This is a genomic window from Virgibacillus sp. Bac330 (genome assembly GCF_003667845.1).
In the GTDB taxonomy this organism is placed as follows: Bacteria; Bacillota; Bacilli; order Bacillales; family Amphibacillaceae; genus Virgibacillus; species Virgibacillus chiguensis.
This window is the reverse complement of the sequence record NZ_CP033048.1, coordinates 1,307,941-1,323,270: the sequence shown is the minus strand read 5'-3', so window position 1 is coordinate 1,323,270 and position 15,330 is coordinate 1,307,941. Positions and strand designations below refer to the sequence as shown.

The following is a 15,330-nucleotide window of genomic DNA, read 5'->3' as shown; positions in this document are numbered from 1 at the left end:
CCTCCTCCTCTTTCCTACGCATTTTCAACCAAATAACTGATGATACAACTTCCGACCTTTAGATATTTCTTTTAACCCATGAATAAATAACCTGCCATTTTCAAATAAAATACAACGATAGGATGCAATGTAGAATTCAATAAAAAAGTCCGTGATGCGATACTCGATACCTAGCCTTTTCACTACTTGCTCACCATCGGATATAGTAAGCTTTCGTTTTTCATTAGGAATAACTTGTACCGTATCTCTACCACATAAAACTGCAAAATTCGTTTGTTGCTGTTTTTCCAATGCTGGATAGGTAGCTTGTGAAGAGCATGTTAAACAATCATCTTTTTTCAATCGAGATATTCCCGCCTCCACAAAGGTATTATCCCACAGATCAAAATGAAATAATTGGCTTCGCAGTTTCTCTTTATTTCCAGTCAACCATTTTAAAGCTTCTGCACTTTGATTCGCGGCTACCATACTTACGACTGGAGCAATGATTCCTGTAGTATCACATGTTTGTGTTACAGTTGGTAGTATAGGAAGTAAACACCGAAAACAAGCTGTCGTTTGCGGTACAAATGGAAACATTACCCCAGTACTTCCCACACAAGCACCATATATCCAAGGTATTCCGTGCTTCCAAGCAGCATCATTCATTAAAAGACGTGTTTCAAAATTATCTGTTGCATCCATAATAATATCTGCGTCTGAAATGAGTTGTTCTAATAAAGGTCCATCTACGTGATCAAGAACAGTTAAAATGGTTGCGTCTTCTCTAACTTTTTGCAAGCTCTTTTTAGCAGCAACTACCTTCGGAACGCCCTCTCGAGCATCCCGTTCTGTAAACAATTGCTGTCGTTGCAAGTTTGACATTTCTACGTAATCACGATCAGCTATTGTTAGCGTTCCCACACCAGCACGTATTAACGTCTCTGCTATATGTGTACCTAATGCCCCACACCCAATTATAACAACATGCGCAGATGCTAACATGGCTTGCCCGTGTTCTCCAATTGGTGAAAACAAAATCTGCCGTGCATATCTTTCTTTCATTGTACCCCTCCTCACTAGATCAGCTAGCAAGACAAACCATCCATTCATACAACACCTTTGTTTTTTATCATATGCCCTTTCTTGACCTTTTTACAACGAAGCAAAGCACAAAAGCGCAAGCCCCGTTTAGCAACGTAAAGAGTGGAACGAATCAACGAAAGTTTTAGGAATCACGCTCCTGCAACAGGAGGATGTCGGCACCCTCCAGCAAGCCCGTCTTTAGTCGGCCTTCCTATTTAGAAAGAACCAATGATGACTTAGCTTAAGGCAATGAAGCGTGACGTGGCTATTCGGTTATTTCCTTGTCCACTAGTATCTCTCTTTATACTTTAAACCAAAAAAATCTTATATTTTCCTATAGTGTAAAAGTAAGCAAATAAATTGCTATCTACTTTTTCGTGTGATACTTTTGCATAACATGGTGCAAAAATATGTACAATTAAAAGTGGTTTAACATGTATGACACTTAAAACAACAACGATGATAACGCCATTTAGTTATACTCATATTCTACGTGAAGAATAAAATAGTTAGCAAGGTATTTTATTCTTTATACAGTGGGAGGTATGTTATGCGTAAATTAAATTATTACTCTCCGTCATCTCAAGAAAAGCTAACCGTGTTACAAAAGTATGCAAACATAGAAAAGGATCTAGAAAAAAATGAAACCCTTTTCATTTCTGGTGATATCGTCCATTCTTTTTACATTGTTCTACTTGGTAAAATTATGCTTCATAAACCAACAGCAGATGGACGAGAATTTACAATTCGAATATGTAAACAAGGGGATATAATTGGAGAGCCTCATTTTTTAACCACCCCTACCAAACACTTACTACATGCAACAGCCGTAGAAAGAAGTAAAATTTTCACTATATCTATAGAAAAATTACCTGAACTTTTTTCAAATGAGAGCAAATTCATGCTATACCTACTTCAAAATGTATCCAAAAACGCCATTCGTGACCAAATGAAATTACGTGATTTAGTAATGTATGGAAAAAAAGGGGCGCTTTATGCTACGTTAATTCGTCTCGCTAACAGTTATGGGCAGACCAAAGAAACTGGCATCCTAATTAATACGTCGCTTACGAATCAAGACTTAGCCAACTTTTGTGGAACTTCACGAGAAAGTATTAATCGATTATTAAGTGATTTGCGCAAAAATAACATTATTTCTATTGAAAATAGTAAGATACTCATTCATCAGTTAGCATACTTAAAAGAAACCATCCATTGTGAAGAATGCCCCATTGATATTTGCACAATTCATTAATATGGAATACCTTTTTTATTACTTCACACTTCTATAAGTATTCTATTGTAGCTATAAAAGACGCACCTAAACTCATCCCGGAAACAGGGAACATGTTTCCGGGATATATCCCACTAATCCGTCAAGACATATATTACTTTTGAGACCATTCTGCCGATAGGAAAATTGAAAACATAAGGTTTATAAGATAAACTGTAGTTTTTGCCATAGGAACTCAGTATTAATCTACGTTGTTGTAACATTATTCTTTTTCCTTTTTCTCCGAATCGTCATCTGCCATTAAATCGTTGGTTGCATTTTTAAATTCCTTTAAGGTGCTTCCAGCAGCTTTTCCTAATTCAGGTAGCTTTGAAGGTCCAAATATAATTAACGCAATAACTAATATTAAAATCAACCCTGGGATACCAATACTTGAAAACATACAAATCACTCCTTTTAAATTTCTTACTTTAAATGAATATTTTCATTAAACCTGTACAACAGAAATTATTTATGCGCGATACCCTTGATCTCTTCCATATAAAAGGGAATAAACATGTTGAAAAATGAATCCGAGAACTTATGTTGATGTTGCTTACATATGACACCCAAACAAGGCGCTAAATATTTATCATACATTTCCTTACGTGCGTCCGCTAATTCGATAACAAGTTCATGATCCCCTTTTTCAAGTGCAACTGCTTCTTCCTTTAATGTAGCTGTAATAAAGGCGGTTAAACTACCAATATGATCAGGGAAAGCTTCACGCTCTAATGGATAATAAAACCCCAGCTTCTCATATGCTCCAATTAAACAAAGTAAATCTTGTTTCGTATCCAATTCTGCTGTTTCTGATTTTTCACGGTAACTGGACATATATGGAGGAACAAAATATATACCAGGAATAGAAAAATAATTATCATGCCAGATTTTTGTTTCTTTTCGGTCATAACAAGCATGAAATGGAAATTCATTTACAAGACGCTCCGGCAACTGATTCATTGTCTGTTCATAATTATCCCAATCACCATACCAAATATGGGTAAATATTTGCGCTAGAATGAGTTTCCCGTAAGTTTCTTCTTGTGCTGTTAGCAATACTTCCACCCCCCTCATCATAAAATTAGGTTTTTTTCACAATGTCTACATACATATCTAACTGAGCCGGAGAACCCCCTACTTCATCAAACAGAACACCATGAGCAAAATTGGGGTCAACTTCCGTTAATTTATTTACGACAAAGCCCTCAGCACGACCTCCTGGAAAACCCGATTCTTCATGCATGACGGTATTAAACCTAAATGGCGTATGATTATACGTTGGTAAGTTTGCTTCTCTTTTCTGATCAATCGTTTGCGGTGTGGCACCATATCCAGTTTGCCCCATATTATATGCTGCACCAATAACGCCTGGAGCAATACCGCCTGTAACATAAACCGTCCCCTCTAGCGATACATTCCCATTCTTAATCACTACGGCGTCTCCTGATCTAATGTTCCGTTTTTTTGCATCAACTGGATTTATCCAAATGTAATTATCTGAACGAATTTCTCGCAACCAAGCACTGCTAATATTTCGATACGTACCCATATTTCTTGCTTTCCAATTAATAAATTGTAATGGTTGCTTCACATCTACATCTTTTTGATTATATGCTTGAATATTTCTATACATCGGCATTCCTTCAAAATACTTACCATCAAACGAATTTTTACCAGCTGCGACTCCCTCATCATAAAAATGTACTTGGCCACCAAAACTATACTTCAAATGACTACCATCATATTCACTACCAGCCTCTTCAAATCGACCACCACGATTCAAAACGTACACTACCTTTGCCCACTCTTCTGGCTTCACTGCTCGCTGCCACTTTTTCAAGTCAAAAAACTTCCCTAAAGCTTTGTTTCTCGCATTTTCAAAAATGGTCATTTCTCTTTTCACTGCATCAGGTACAGGTTTCCCATCATAGGCAATGTTTGCAACTCTCTTCAAATAATAATCCTCTTCACTATGCAGTGAGCTGCCATCAGGAAATGCTTCATCCCCATAACCAGGCAACTCCATCCGTTTAGCTAGTTCAATGACACTATTTTCAAATGAACGAACTTCCGGGAAAACACGCGTTACGGGTTGATAAACGCTTGCCAATTTTGTCGTTATATTTGGATAAATAGCTTCTCTACCCCATCGCTCTAAATAAACCGTATCTGGTAAAATAAAATCAGCATATTTGGATGTGTCACCAATTTGTACATCGGAGGCTACATATAAAGGTAAAATCTCTGGATCTTTTAATGCCTGCTCTTGAATTTGCCCATTAGGCGCCGATAATACGGGTGACATACGATGCGTGACTAACGCCTTCAATGGATATGGGTACTGATCTAATGCGCTTGGTAATACATCTCCAACCGTTTGTGGGCTAAAAGGAAACCAAGGCCGTTTTGCCGGATAGCCATCTTTTTCAAATAAGGTAGAATCTTCGTATTTGAATTGATTTCTTGCAATTCTCACTCCCCATGGCACACGTCCATTTGGGACAGTTAATAAGTCATATTTCCCTTCAAACTCCTTATAAAATGCTCCAGTAGTAATGTTCCCACCTTTCCAATCATATGAGCCAATCAAATGGTTTAAAATAGCAATTAAACGTTGGTTGTAATACCCATTTTCATGCATCGCCGGCCCTCTGTAAGCCATAATTGCTGAACGCTTACCGTATGATGTAAACGAACGAGCAAGTTTAACCATTTGTTCTTTTGGAATTGTAGTAATGGATACGTATTCCTCTATTGTTTTTTCCTTAACTCTCTCTTTGTATAGTTGAAAAGCTGATTTAACCTTTATACCATTAATGGTAGTATCCACTTCCAATTTGCCAGTTTTAGCTTCAATATGTGAAACTGGCTCTCCATTCTCCATTACAACAAACTGTTCTTCTGTTCCTATGTTAATATCACTGGCACGTAATTTAGGACGCTTTGGATCAGACATGTTTACCAAATGTGTGGCATCACTCCAAGTCGGTTCTTCATCCCTCGCTGCAGTTTCTTTATTTGGATTTGTTAAGTAGTCCTCATCATACCATTGTCGTTCAATAATAATTCGACCTAGTGCTAATGCTAATGCGGCGTCTGTACCTGGTTTAATCGGAAGCCACATTTGCGCTTTTTCAGCTGTTTTACTAAATCGCGGATCAACAACAGCCATTTGCATTCCATTCTCAATGGCATTGGTCAACTTGGGAGCGAGCCAAGTAGGTCCTTTATTCGCAACCATCGGATTCGTTCCCCATACTAACAGAAACAACGAATGATCCACATCGGCATACTGACGTTTTTTTGCCTTTTCTCCTGCATACGAACGTGTATTTCCTACTACCGAACTTATACCACAGATTCCACCGTGATGATAATAGTTATTACTTCCTAGACTACGCAAGATAAAACGCTCCATAAAATCACGTCGATCACCAATCATAAAAGCTATTTGGTTTACTTTTGGCCCAAAATCAGGATGTTCCGTATCAATTAACACGTCTTTATATTTTTGATCAAAATCATTAAAGGTCATTTCTTCTTGTTTTACTTTTTCCCAATCTTGCATCACTTCTTCTTGTGGAGCATGTGCAGCTAATTCCTTTAATCCTGGCGTACTTAAAGTTTTGCTGCCATTTACAATTTCGTCATATGCTTCTTCCCAAGAAACCGTTTGCCACTTCCCACTACCACGAGCCCCTACTCGTCGTAATGGTTGTTTCACTCGATAGGAATCGTAAGCCGTTTGCATACCAGCTTGCCCTTTTAAACAAATACGACCACCCCGAGCTCCACGACCCCCTTTTTTAACATCACCTGTCCCTTTAATCGCATCATCTACAGACGTCTGATAAGCAATAGCTCCATAGGGTACCATATTTAGAGGACTGTATTGGTTTCCAGCTATTTTTCGAATCATGGAAGTGTAAGGTCCCGCTTGATTTCCTTCTGTTATATAAGCTTTAATTGTACAAAATGTATTACACTGTTCACATGTTGTAAAAATAACATTTTCAGCACCATAATCCTGGTAATCTGTACCGTACCCATGCCCCTCATTAAACCAAACGCCATTCACTACTTGTTTCACTGGTCCAATGAAAGAAGGACCAATTACAGCAACTGCACCAAATGCCCCCATTGCTTTTAAAAATTTCCGTCGATCCATGCGCTTATCTTCCATTTTGATCCCCCATTTCACTTACATCATCTGCTTGGTCAAGCGGAAGTAATCGATCAGCAATCGTAAAAATAAGCAATCCCATTGCTACAATTCCAACACTTACAAGCCATTCATTATAGGTTGGATAATAGTCACCTGCTGGCATTCCCTCCATAATCGGAACTATTTGCGATGGGACAACAATATTGAATCGAACACCAATGATTCCAATTACGACAAGTATAGCAGCGATAAGTAGCGCATTTATATTTTTAGCTGTCTTTTTATAATAAACGAGAAATATAGGAACAACAGAGCCAAGAAACACTTGTATCCCCCAAAACGACCAGCTATAGGAACTTCGCATCATCGTTTGTAATGATAATAAATGAGAATCTGCTAAACTGTATAGAGCTACTAAATAATCATAGAATTGAAGTAATAAATCAATAAACAAGAAAGCGATCATTACTTTTGCTAGCCCAATTACCATGCCTTGATCAATAGGCTGTTTCAATGCTTTACTCCTAATGATATATATGGCAAGTAGTAGCGCTGTTCCTGAAACCATTGCAGACACAACAAAGATAATTGGAAAAATACCGCTGTTCCAAGAAGACCGAGCACTAACAACTGCAAATATAGCTCCAGTCCCTCCGTGTACACCTAAAATAGCTAAAGGGATGCCGATTGTACCTAATATTTTCATCCATCTGTGATCACGCTTTTTTGTATAGTCATTAATAGTGCTATTTTTAAACGTTAAGAGCCGAGCTATCTTTCCTTTTAAACTATTATAAGCGGCTAAACGAACAAAATCTGCTCGCATAGCAACATATAATTCTACCGTTAGTAACGTAATATAAATGACATAAAATCGCATCTCCCAGGCAAGGATACTCGTTACATTCCAGTGAATCAAGGCACTAAACGCACGCTCTGGCCTTCCTAAATCCATTAATACAAAAGTTAATGCTACAATCATACAAACAATAGCGGTAAATAGAGCCATCTTTCCTACTTTTTCATAACGCTCCATTCCAAAAACAAAAATCATTGTTGAGAGCAAAAACGAACCTGCACTTAAACCCACAAAAAAAATATAGAATGCAATCCAAGCTCCCCATGGAGTTATAGAAGAAAGATTTGTCGTCGTTAAACCAAGCCATAATCGTTCAACAATAAAATAAGCTCCTATAGCAAATAATACACATAAAATTCCGACCCACCATTTAAACCATATTGATTGCGCTTTCTTTGATTTATAACGGGATTGCTTCGCTTCATTTGCAACCGTTGACATTTTAATCCCTCCTTACTTTAGATAAATTACATTTGGACCTGCTCCCAAATCGCTCTTTAAACGAAAAGCTCTTGGATTATTAGCAAGTTTTGCTACTGTGCTATTTGGATCATTTAAGTCTCCGAAAAAACGCGCATCTCCAATACATGTTTCTACACATGCAGGCTCTTCGCCTCTTTCTAAACGATGCAAACAAAAATTACATTTCCGTACAGTGCCAATTGGCGTCTTCTTTGGTTCCCGTTTGCCACGTTCAATTCCGTATTCTGGGCTAGTTACATCATTAAATCCTAACATCTCATCTTCATAACTTTCACCAAAATCATATGATCTTGCACCGTACGGACAAGCAACAATACAATACCTGCAGCCAATGCAACGGTCATTATCAATTGTTACAATTCCGTTATCCAATTTAAACGTTGCTCGAACTGGACAAACCTGAACACATGGAGGATTATCACAATGCATACAAGGCATTGGTAAGTTTACTTTCGATAAATGCGGAAATTCTCCGACTTCTCTTTCTAAAACAACATTATACGAAATTCCAGGAGGGGTTCTATTCTCTGCCTTACATGCAACCGTACAAGAATCACAACCAACACATTTCTGAAGGTCAATAACCATGCCCCATTTTACACCTCTATTCCCCTTTGTATGAGGTGCTTCTTGCGCAACATGTTCGCCAAACTCTTTCATCAAAGAAGCATGATATTTTTTATGAAACGATTGAATATCCAACTGACCTGCAACGACTTTTCTAGCATCGTCTGCCATATTTAACCCAAGTTTCGTATTATAAGGAGAATTCGCTAATTCTTCGCTGGCATCTGACAACCGTTCATCCACAATTTGATTAAAGTCATCTTCCAGCAGTTGTTTTAAAAACATCTCTCCCACCCCTTTCACTTGTCTTTCTTCGATTGTAAAGCACTTGTAGGTAATGGTGGTGTAACATTTATCACACTTTTTCCAATTGTGATAAATCCGTCAAATTAAAGTAAATTTATGGTGTATCCAAATCAACTGTAGAAAAAATTATGGTTGTGCAAATGTGGCAATATGCAAAGTACGCCATAAAAGCTTGGAATAGATTACTTTGGAAAACAAAAGAAGAGCGAAACCTGTAAGCCATGCTTTATTTTCAAATGACATGTTAACATCATAATTTTGAAATGGTATGACCTTGCTCACGCTCATCTGCATATTGTTAACTATTCGTCCTATCTTAGGATAGTTTCGTCTCTATACGATTGAAAAGGAAGGAACAAAAAACGAATTATTTGTTTTACATATTTGGAAATAATCAGCAAGATGGTTACAAACATGAACATGATCGGTATACTTAGGATATACTGGAAGTGATATATCAGGTGGAAAAATGATTTCAATTTGAGTTAGACCCCTATAGTGCGCAGAACACTACCACTGATTCCAATAATGACACGTACAATTAAACCAATGTATAACACATTAAAAACAAGTAAAGCTAACACGGCGAAAAAGCGGTAGAAGAAGATCATTTAAAGAACTTCCTTTACAATTCTTATTGCACTCGAGCTTTTAGCAATCGTATACTGTTCAGTATAATACAATGTATTAATTTCACAGTTTTCCCCCAAAACAACATGCTCGCCACGAACTGTATTAGCTTGTGTGTGTGTTAGTTGAATATACTTTCCAGTGATCGACTCACTTACAAGCCGACTAGAAAATGAAAAGCCTTTTTTTATAAGCAGTTTTTCTACATTCATTTTCCCAATATGACACGTACATTTCATAATGATCTCTCCATGCTCTGCTTCTAAATGATCCACTCTAATTTTGCCACGAACAAATATATCTTTCGTTTGTATATGTTTTGCGCTTAACGTTCCTGTAACAATTAACTCCTCAAGCTTTGCTCGATTTATTGTTAAATGACCACCACTTTTTAATTTTTTCATTTGCACAACATCATCAATAATACAGCTGCCTACTATAGTTGCTTCTTGCGCTTTTATAGCTTCACAAAAGCGGTGATGACCTTGTGCAGTAATAGTACGTGCAAAAATTGGTTCTAATTGTTTACTTTGACCAATGAAACGAATGTTTTGATTCACCAATTCATTCAACTCCTATATATTTTAATAAATAAACTATATAACATGTAAACTAATATTACAATAAAAAAAAAGAGCCCTTTAAGAGCTCTTGGATACTATTTTATTCATTAATTGATTTACTTCATGTAGAATCGTCGCCAGTTCTTTCAGTTGATGAGGGGGATACTTTGCAAAGGTTTTTTGCACATATCTATCCCCTTCAGATGTTAGCTGCATCCTAACGACACGCCGATCCGTCGTATCCCGTACGCGCGTAATTAACCCCGTCTTTTCCAACTTGTCGCACATGGATGTTACTGCTCCGGGCGTGACGCCAGCAAATGATGCAATTTCCGCTGCTTTTAATCCCCCACTCGTTTTTAATTTAATCAGCAAAATAATTTGTGACGGTGGCAATTCTCCATTAGTTGCTAACACATCCATAAACTGCTTCGATTTATATTGAATGTCTACAATCTCATGCATGATTGTTTCTATATCGCTCATTCGATCACTGCCTATTAGTTAATTTAATAGCTAAATTATATTATATGTAAACATAAAAAGCCAATAACAAAAAACTTATAATCTAGTGATTAGTTAATAACAACAGTTCTTTTCCATTTTATTAAGTACCTGTTTATAACAGGGACGCCAGTTCTATCTATGATTTGGTTTTTCCAAAAGGCTATGGAGCCAAGCAATGCCTTCTTGCACAAATTGTTTAGAAGGGGTGAAATGAGGTGTATGCTCTAATATGAAATAGATGCCATTCATACCGGCGAGCTCTTTTATAACATGATGGACTTTAAGGTATTTTTGACCTTCCTCCTGTGTCGGATGGATGGGCAGCCAAAAATACTTTTTGTCTTTACATGCAACATGATGGAGATGTACTACTTTAATATGTTCCTTCCATTTAGAGATATAAGATAGCGCTTTTTCTTTTGCTCCCAGTAAATAATCCCCAATATCGATACATAGCTTTATGTCGTACTTGGACCATCTTTCAACGGAAAAATGATGGAGCAATTCGATATTTGCAGGAGAACGATTAAACCCTAGCTTTGGTTCACAAACAATCGGGATATCATACTTCAATTGTAAATGTTGTAACCGCCTTAAACCGCTTTCCATTTTTACCATCATTTGTTCTTCAACCTTAGATTTAAAATAAGGAAAATGAACCAATACATATTTTGCTCCTAACTTAGACATCCAATTTATTTCCTCTTCAAACTGTGACCAGCAACTTCCGGCTCTATGTTAACATACTGCAAAAGATCATACTTGCTTCCAGTTCGATATAACGGAGAATGTAAGCCAAAGCTGAACCCGTGTCTATCCTTTAAAGACTTAAATTTTTCAAAAGCTGTTTGGTCAGAAAATTCTCCTATCTCTATATGATCAACGAAGTCATATGTAAACAATTCATTTAACTTCGAAGAATTTGTGAGTATCGTACTACCAGAAATTCCGTAGTGATACATCTAAAAACCCCCTTTTTTATTGCTTATCTATTATTCTGAATCATAAAATAAAAGACTGTTCTGCAATGGATTAATCATTTTAAACTTCTTATAATCAATTAAAGGCAATAACCAATACAGGAAGGTTATTGCCTTTATGAAACGATTTATGCAATCATTTTCTTCTCTTTACGTACTAGTGCCATGATTCCAGCAACTAAATAAACAACTCCTCCAAAAATCCCAAAAAACATCGTCAGAAAGGTTCCCCCTATTGCAGTAATAAGCAAGATAACACCTGCTATCTTTGGTTTTTTATTTCCGACAAGCAAGAAGATGGAAATCAACCCCAAAATAACACTAACGATAGAAACAATTAACATGGTTGTAGCAGCAGACTCAAATGTCTGGGATAGATCTTCTGCACTTACCTCATTAGTTCCTTCTTCTTGTAACACTTCTTCAAACAGCTGTTGTATTTCGCCGCTATCTGCTGACAAATACATTGCAGATCCAAAAATTAAAATTCCAAAAAGTAAAATTCCGATAACCGTAAAAACTATTTCTCCTGTTCGTTTCATAGTGAAGCCTCCAATAATTTTTTGTGAAAAACAAATACAGTCATATAGACATATGTATAGGAATCCATATAACCAACAATTTGTAGTTTAAAAAGCTATCTACATGTCCAGTTGATAGCAAAGCAATGAATCATCCCCCCTTTATGATAGTGAATATCGATTTAATTCTTATACGAATAGGCGATGTATTTAGTTTCAAAAAACCCAAAAAATTTTACTTTATGTTGCTAGATTTATTTAACATATTTCTATAGCTTTAACGCCAGATAAATGTAACAACTTTTTTGTTGAAAATCGTTTTAGTATTGCTTTTTATTCATGATTACAACAGAGAAACTATAGCCAAGGGTAAGCCAAATAATAACGACGACGGGAAGCATCATGAGCGTTTGATTCAACATCTTCTCTGTAAGGACAACACCTAATTCATTTAGTTTGCCCATCATAAAAATGATCAGTGCTCCAGGAATAACATAGCCTAAAATTAAAAACATCCGCGCTTTTTCAGCCCCAAATTTCAAGAGTAATAAGATAGAGTTCGTTCCAAATATTAAAGCTACAGAGGCACTTAAAATTATCATTTGCCCCATTTCTTTTATAACCATTTTACTAGACAATAATTCATAATATTTTATCACTTCACAAATGTGACCAAAATATAACGCAAGGAAAAGGAAGTAATCGGTTTCTTGTTTATTTATTACTGGAAAGTGGTCATATTTTTAATTGTCCTACAACCCCATTAAATCCCTTATCATTATAACTTGGAAAGACACATTTTATTACAATCTATGACTTATAAATATAATAATTGACAGATTTATCAAATAAATGAACATAAAACTTATCTCTGATCCATAGGATATAAGTCAACACAAAAAAATGGAGCAACTGTTATAAGCAGAAACTCCATTTTTATCCATTATGCTTATTTTAAGTGCATATCAATAACCATTCTACCTTGAATCGTTCCATCTTCCATTTCTTGAAAAATATCATTAACTTCTTCTAACTTACGAGGTTGAACAACTGGTACTACTTTTCCTTCTGCTCCGAACATAAATGCCTCTTCTAAATCTTTTCGAGTTCCGACCAACGAGCCGATAATTTCAATGCCGTCTAGCACACTCTTGATAATGTCTAAATCCATTTTCTCAGGAGGCAAGCCAACATTAACGACTTTGGAGGTTGGACGTACAGCATTAACGGCTTGATTAAATGCCGCTTTCGATACAGCTGTCACAACTGCTGCATGAGCTCCACCGATTTCATTTTGAATCACTTCGTCAACATTAGCAACGTTTTTCACGTTGTATGTTACGTCAGCGCCAACCTCTTTTGCCAGCTGTAATTTATCGTCATTAATATCAACAGCGATAACTTTCGCATTAAAAACCCGTTTTGCGTATTGGATAGCGAGGTTTCCAAGCCCTCCAGCTCCAAAGATAACGATCCATTCACCAGGGCTTACATTAGATACTTTTATTGCTTTATAAGTAGTTACACCTGCACATGTTATACTTGTCGCTTGCTGTGGATCTAGACCTTCTGGTACCTTCACTGCATAATCGGCTGCAACAATACATTGTTCAGCCATGGCTCCATCAACACTGTAACCAGCATTTTTTACATCCCGACAGAATGTTTCTCGACCAGTCACACAATATTCACAAGAGCCACATCCTTCAAAAAACCACGCTACACTGACACGATCTCCTACGTTTAAAGATGTTACATCATCTGCAATTTCTTTTACGATACCTACACCTTCATGCCCTAAAACACGTCCAGGAACTTCCCCGAAATCACCTTTAGCAACATGTAAATCAGTATGGCACACACCACAATATTCAATGTCTACAAGCGCTTCACCAGTTTCTAACGGACGCAACGTAACATCTTTCACATCAACAAGCTTGGTTTTTTCAGAACTTACAACTGCTGCTTTCATATTTAACCCCTCCATCACACTAATATGATAACCTTTTCACAAAGATTAGGATTCTATTATATGATGGTGTTTCCTTAATTTCAAGTTTTACCCAAAAACATTTTAGTTTATTAATTATTTATTCATTAATGTTCCCATCTATAAGCGAATATGCTGTTGTGTCCGTCAATTGTTTCTTGTTCTGCTAATTCCATTGTAAGATAGTTTAAAGAGAACGAACCTAACCATAAGGTGGTTTTCCTTTACCTAATTTTTCAAGTGAAACATGTGCATGGATGAAATACTAATACGAACGAATAAAATTAGTCTATTTAACTTTTACATTAAATATAAACGTTGTTTCTTTGCTTGCACTTCATAAATACAGACACCCATTTCTGCTGGAACAGTAATTTTGTTGTCTTTTATAGTACCTTCATTTGTTTCCGTCTTCAGTCCATTCAAAAACGGTTAAAGAAGGATTTTCTTCTATGAGGATTTCTACAGTACTTTTTTATCAACCGCAAGCGTTTTAAACTCTTATACAAACTCCATTACCGAAGGGGTGTTTACAGATCGAATCTTTGGATTTCCTTCACAAACATAATGACCCGTGATCATTTCATATGTATGTAATTCCACGATAACTTCACCAGATCTCAGAACTTGTTTTCAGTTTCTGAAAGTAAAGGGATGCAACCAAACAATATCACATACCATAGCATACCAACGGCAACAACATACTTCTTCAAATAAATCACCCCTTAAAGCCGGAACATACCAATAACATTCATAATATTATTGGTATTATATCGGTCCCCAAATACATAGCAAACAAAGGCTGAGACTATTGGTAAAGTGTTTAAAAGATAATTTAGCACATGGTATTTATTACTTATCAAAAATCAACCGTAAATATTCTAAATTTTGATACAAATAATAATTGGTGATAACTGAAAATCCTTGTGCATCGTGTTCGGTTACCAAAATAATAGATTCATCGTTCAATTCAATAGTTGCGAATTTATTTTTATAGTATACATTTGCTTCTTGTGATATCAACCACATATTATTTTCCATTGCCAAATGAAACCACTGGGAAAATACATTTTCTAATGTTTCCTGATTGGTGATAGTAACCGTAAAAGCCGGTACCTCCGCCCGATAAATCTTCAATCCACACATCGTAAGAACCATTTTCCCTGATGGTTGATAATAAATATCTAATGTATCCTGATGGGATAATACCGACTCCACTTCGTCTTCATACCCTTCAAAATGAACATAAAATGGAAATGTAAAACATGTAATTGCCATCTTTTGCATGAGCAACTTAGTATCCTCCACATAATCTTCATTATCACCACACACATAAAACTGCTCATAATCCCCTTTGACTTCTAGCCAGTCTTGGTCTTTTTCTACATCATGCGTAATATGTACACCCATCAACTTCT

At 36.5% G+C, this 15,330-nt stretch carries 15 protein-coding genes; 1 reads left to right on the top strand and 14 read right to left on the bottom strand.

Going from position 1 to position 15,330, the window contains the following annotated elements:
• Positions 1 to 24: 24 nt before the first annotated feature.
• Positions 25 to 1,044: a ThiF family adenylyltransferase gene (locus D9780_RS06025; RefSeq protein ID WP_073004748.1), complete on the bottom strand. Its 1,020-nt coding sequence runs from the start codon at positions 1,042 to 1,044 to the stop codon at positions 25 to 27.
• A gap of 571 nt (positions 1,045 to 1,615) precedes the next feature.
• On the opposite strand from D9780_RS06025, the gene D9780_RS06020 reads away from it, so the two are divergent.
• Positions 1,616 to 2,320, top strand: coding sequence for a Crp/Fnr family transcriptional regulator (locus tag D9780_RS06020; RefSeq protein ID WP_121639610.1), 705 nt, complete (start codon positions 1,616 to 1,618; stop codon positions 2,318 to 2,320).
• Between the two features lie 241 nt (positions 2,321 to 2,561).
• On the opposite strand, the gene D9780_RS06015 is transcribed toward D9780_RS06020, so the two are convergent.
• The 13 genes from D9780_RS06015 to D9780_RS05960 all read right to left on the bottom strand — a co-directional run bounded on the left by D9780_RS06015 (position 2,562) and on the right by D9780_RS05960 (position 15,325).
• Positions 2,562 to 2,741 carry a twin-arginine translocase TatA/TatE family subunit gene (locus tag D9780_RS06015; RefSeq protein ID WP_121639609.1) on the bottom strand — a complete coding sequence of 60 codons (180 nt, stop codon included), beginning with the start codon at positions 2,739 to 2,741 and terminating at the stop codon, positions 2,562 to 2,564.
• A gap of 65 nt (positions 2,742 to 2,806) precedes the next feature.
• Positions 2,807 to 3,397, bottom strand: coding sequence for a molecular chaperone TorD family protein (locus tag D9780_RS06010; RefSeq protein WP_162985811.1), 591 nt, complete (start codon positions 3,395 to 3,397; stop codon positions 2,807 to 2,809).
• Between the two features lie 25 nt (positions 3,398 to 3,422).
• Positions 3,423 to 6,524, bottom strand: a complete 3,102-nt coding sequence (locus D9780_RS06005) for a molybdopterin-dependent oxidoreductase (RefSeq protein WP_121639607.1) — start codon at positions 6,522 to 6,524, stop codon at positions 3,423 to 3,425.
• Positions 6,514 to 7,806: an NrfD/PsrC family molybdoenzyme membrane anchor subunit gene (nrfD, locus tag D9780_RS06000; RefSeq protein WP_121639606.1), complete on the bottom strand. Its 1,293-nt coding sequence runs from the start codon at positions 7,804 to 7,806 to the stop codon at positions 6,514 to 6,516. The genes D9780_RS06005 and nrfD overlap by 11 nt, the downstream gene beginning before the upstream one ends.
• 12 nt (positions 7,807 to 7,818) lie before the next feature.
• Positions 7,819 to 8,700 carry a sulfate reduction electron transfer complex DsrMKJOP subunit DsrO gene (gene dsrO, locus D9780_RS05995; RefSeq protein ID WP_121639605.1) on the bottom strand — a complete coding sequence of 294 codons (882 nt, stop codon included), beginning with the start codon at positions 8,698 to 8,700 and terminating at the stop codon, positions 7,819 to 7,821.
• 632 nt (positions 8,701 to 9,332) lie between these two features.
• Complete coding sequence (locus tag D9780_RS05990; protein WP_116279453.1) at positions 9,333 to 9,914, bottom strand: hypothetical protein; 582 nt, start codon at positions 9,912 to 9,914, stop codon at positions 9,333 to 9,335.
• A gap of 78 nt (positions 9,915 to 9,992) precedes the next feature.
• Complete coding sequence (locus D9780_RS05985) at positions 9,993 to 10,400, bottom strand: MarR family winged helix-turn-helix transcriptional regulator (RefSeq protein ID WP_121639604.1); 408 nt, start codon at positions 10,398 to 10,400, stop codon at positions 9,993 to 9,995.
• 153 nt (positions 10,401 to 10,553) lie between these two features.
• On the bottom strand, positions 10,554 to 11,111 hold the full coding sequence (locus D9780_RS05980; RefSeq protein ID WP_240458788.1) for an apurinic/apyrimidinic endonuclease family protein: 558 nt from the start codon (positions 11,109 to 11,111) through the stop codon (positions 10,554 to 10,556).
• Between the two features lie 5 nt (positions 11,112 to 11,116).
• Entirely contained in the window at positions 11,117 to 11,383 is a 267-nt protein-coding gene (locus D9780_RS21385) for a hypothetical protein (protein ID WP_240458787.1), read from the bottom strand.
• Positions 11,384 to 11,529: 146 nt separating this feature from the next.
• Positions 11,530 to 11,943, bottom strand: coding sequence for a DUF4064 domain-containing protein (locus D9780_RS05975; protein ID WP_073004765.1), 414 nt, complete (start codon positions 11,941 to 11,943; stop codon positions 11,530 to 11,532).
• A 299-nt stretch (positions 11,944 to 12,242) separates the two neighbouring features.
• Positions 12,243 to 12,581 (bottom strand): ABC-2 transporter permease, encoded by a 339-nt coding sequence (locus D9780_RS05970; RefSeq protein ID WP_162985810.1) that lies wholly within the window; start codon positions 12,579 to 12,581, stop codon positions 12,243 to 12,245.
• Between the two features lie 290 nt (positions 12,582 to 12,871).
• The gene (gene adhP, locus D9780_RS05965) at positions 12,872 to 13,894 is read right to left on the bottom strand and encodes an alcohol dehydrogenase AdhP (RefSeq protein ID WP_073004769.1); all 1,023 of its coding nucleotides are present in this window, start codon (positions 13,892 to 13,894) and stop codon (positions 12,872 to 12,874) included.
• Positions 13,895 to 14,764: 870 nt separating this feature from the next.
• Entirely contained in the window at positions 14,765 to 15,325 is a 561-nt protein-coding gene (locus tag D9780_RS05960) for a hypothetical protein (RefSeq protein ID WP_162985809.1), read from the bottom strand.
• Between the last annotated feature and the right edge of the window lie 5 nt (positions 15,326 to 15,330).

Excerpts from the sequence above, each read along its gene's own strand:
- D9780_RS06025 (WP_073004748.1), bottom strand. The coding sequence starts at position 1,044 with ATGAAAGAAAGATATGCACGGCAGATTTTGTTTTCACCAATTGGAGAA.
- D9780_RS05980 (WP_240458788.1), bottom strand. The coding sequence starts at position 11,111 with ATGTCTAAGTTAGGAGCAAAATATGTATTGGTTCATTTTCCTTATTTT.
- nrfD (WP_121639606.1), bottom strand. The coding sequence starts at position 7,806 with ATGTCAACGGTTGCAAATGAAGCGAAGCAATCCCGTTATAAATCAAAG.
- D9780_RS06005 (WP_121639607.1), bottom strand. The coding sequence starts at position 6,524 with ATGGAAGATAAGCGCATGGATCGACGGAAATTTTTAAAAGCAATGGGG.
- D9780_RS21385 (WP_240458787.1), bottom strand. The coding sequence starts at position 11,383 with ATGTATCACTACGGAATTTCTGGTAGTACGATACTCACAAATTCTTCG.
- D9780_RS05975 (WP_073004765.1), bottom strand. The coding sequence starts at position 11,943 with ATGAAACGAACAGGAGAAATAGTTTTTACGGTTATCGGAATTTTACTT.
- D9780_RS06020 (WP_121639610.1), top strand. The coding sequence starts at position 1,616 with ATGCGTAAATTAAATTATTACTCTCCGTCATCTCAAGAAAAGCTAACC.
- adhP (WP_073004769.1), bottom strand. The coding sequence starts at position 13,894 with ATGAAAGCAGCAGTTGTAAGTTCTGAAAAAACCAAGCTTGTTGATGTG.
- D9780_RS06015 (WP_121639609.1), bottom strand. The coding sequence starts at position 2,741 with ATGTTTTCAAGTATTGGTATCCCAGGGTTGATTTTAATATTAGTTATT.
- D9780_RS05985 (WP_121639604.1), bottom strand. The coding sequence starts at position 10,400 with ATGAGCGATATAGAAACAATCATGCATGAGATTGTAGACATTCAATAT.
- dsrO (WP_121639605.1), bottom strand. The coding sequence starts at position 8,700 with ATGTTTTTAAAACAACTGCTGGAAGATGACTTTAATCAAATTGTGGAT.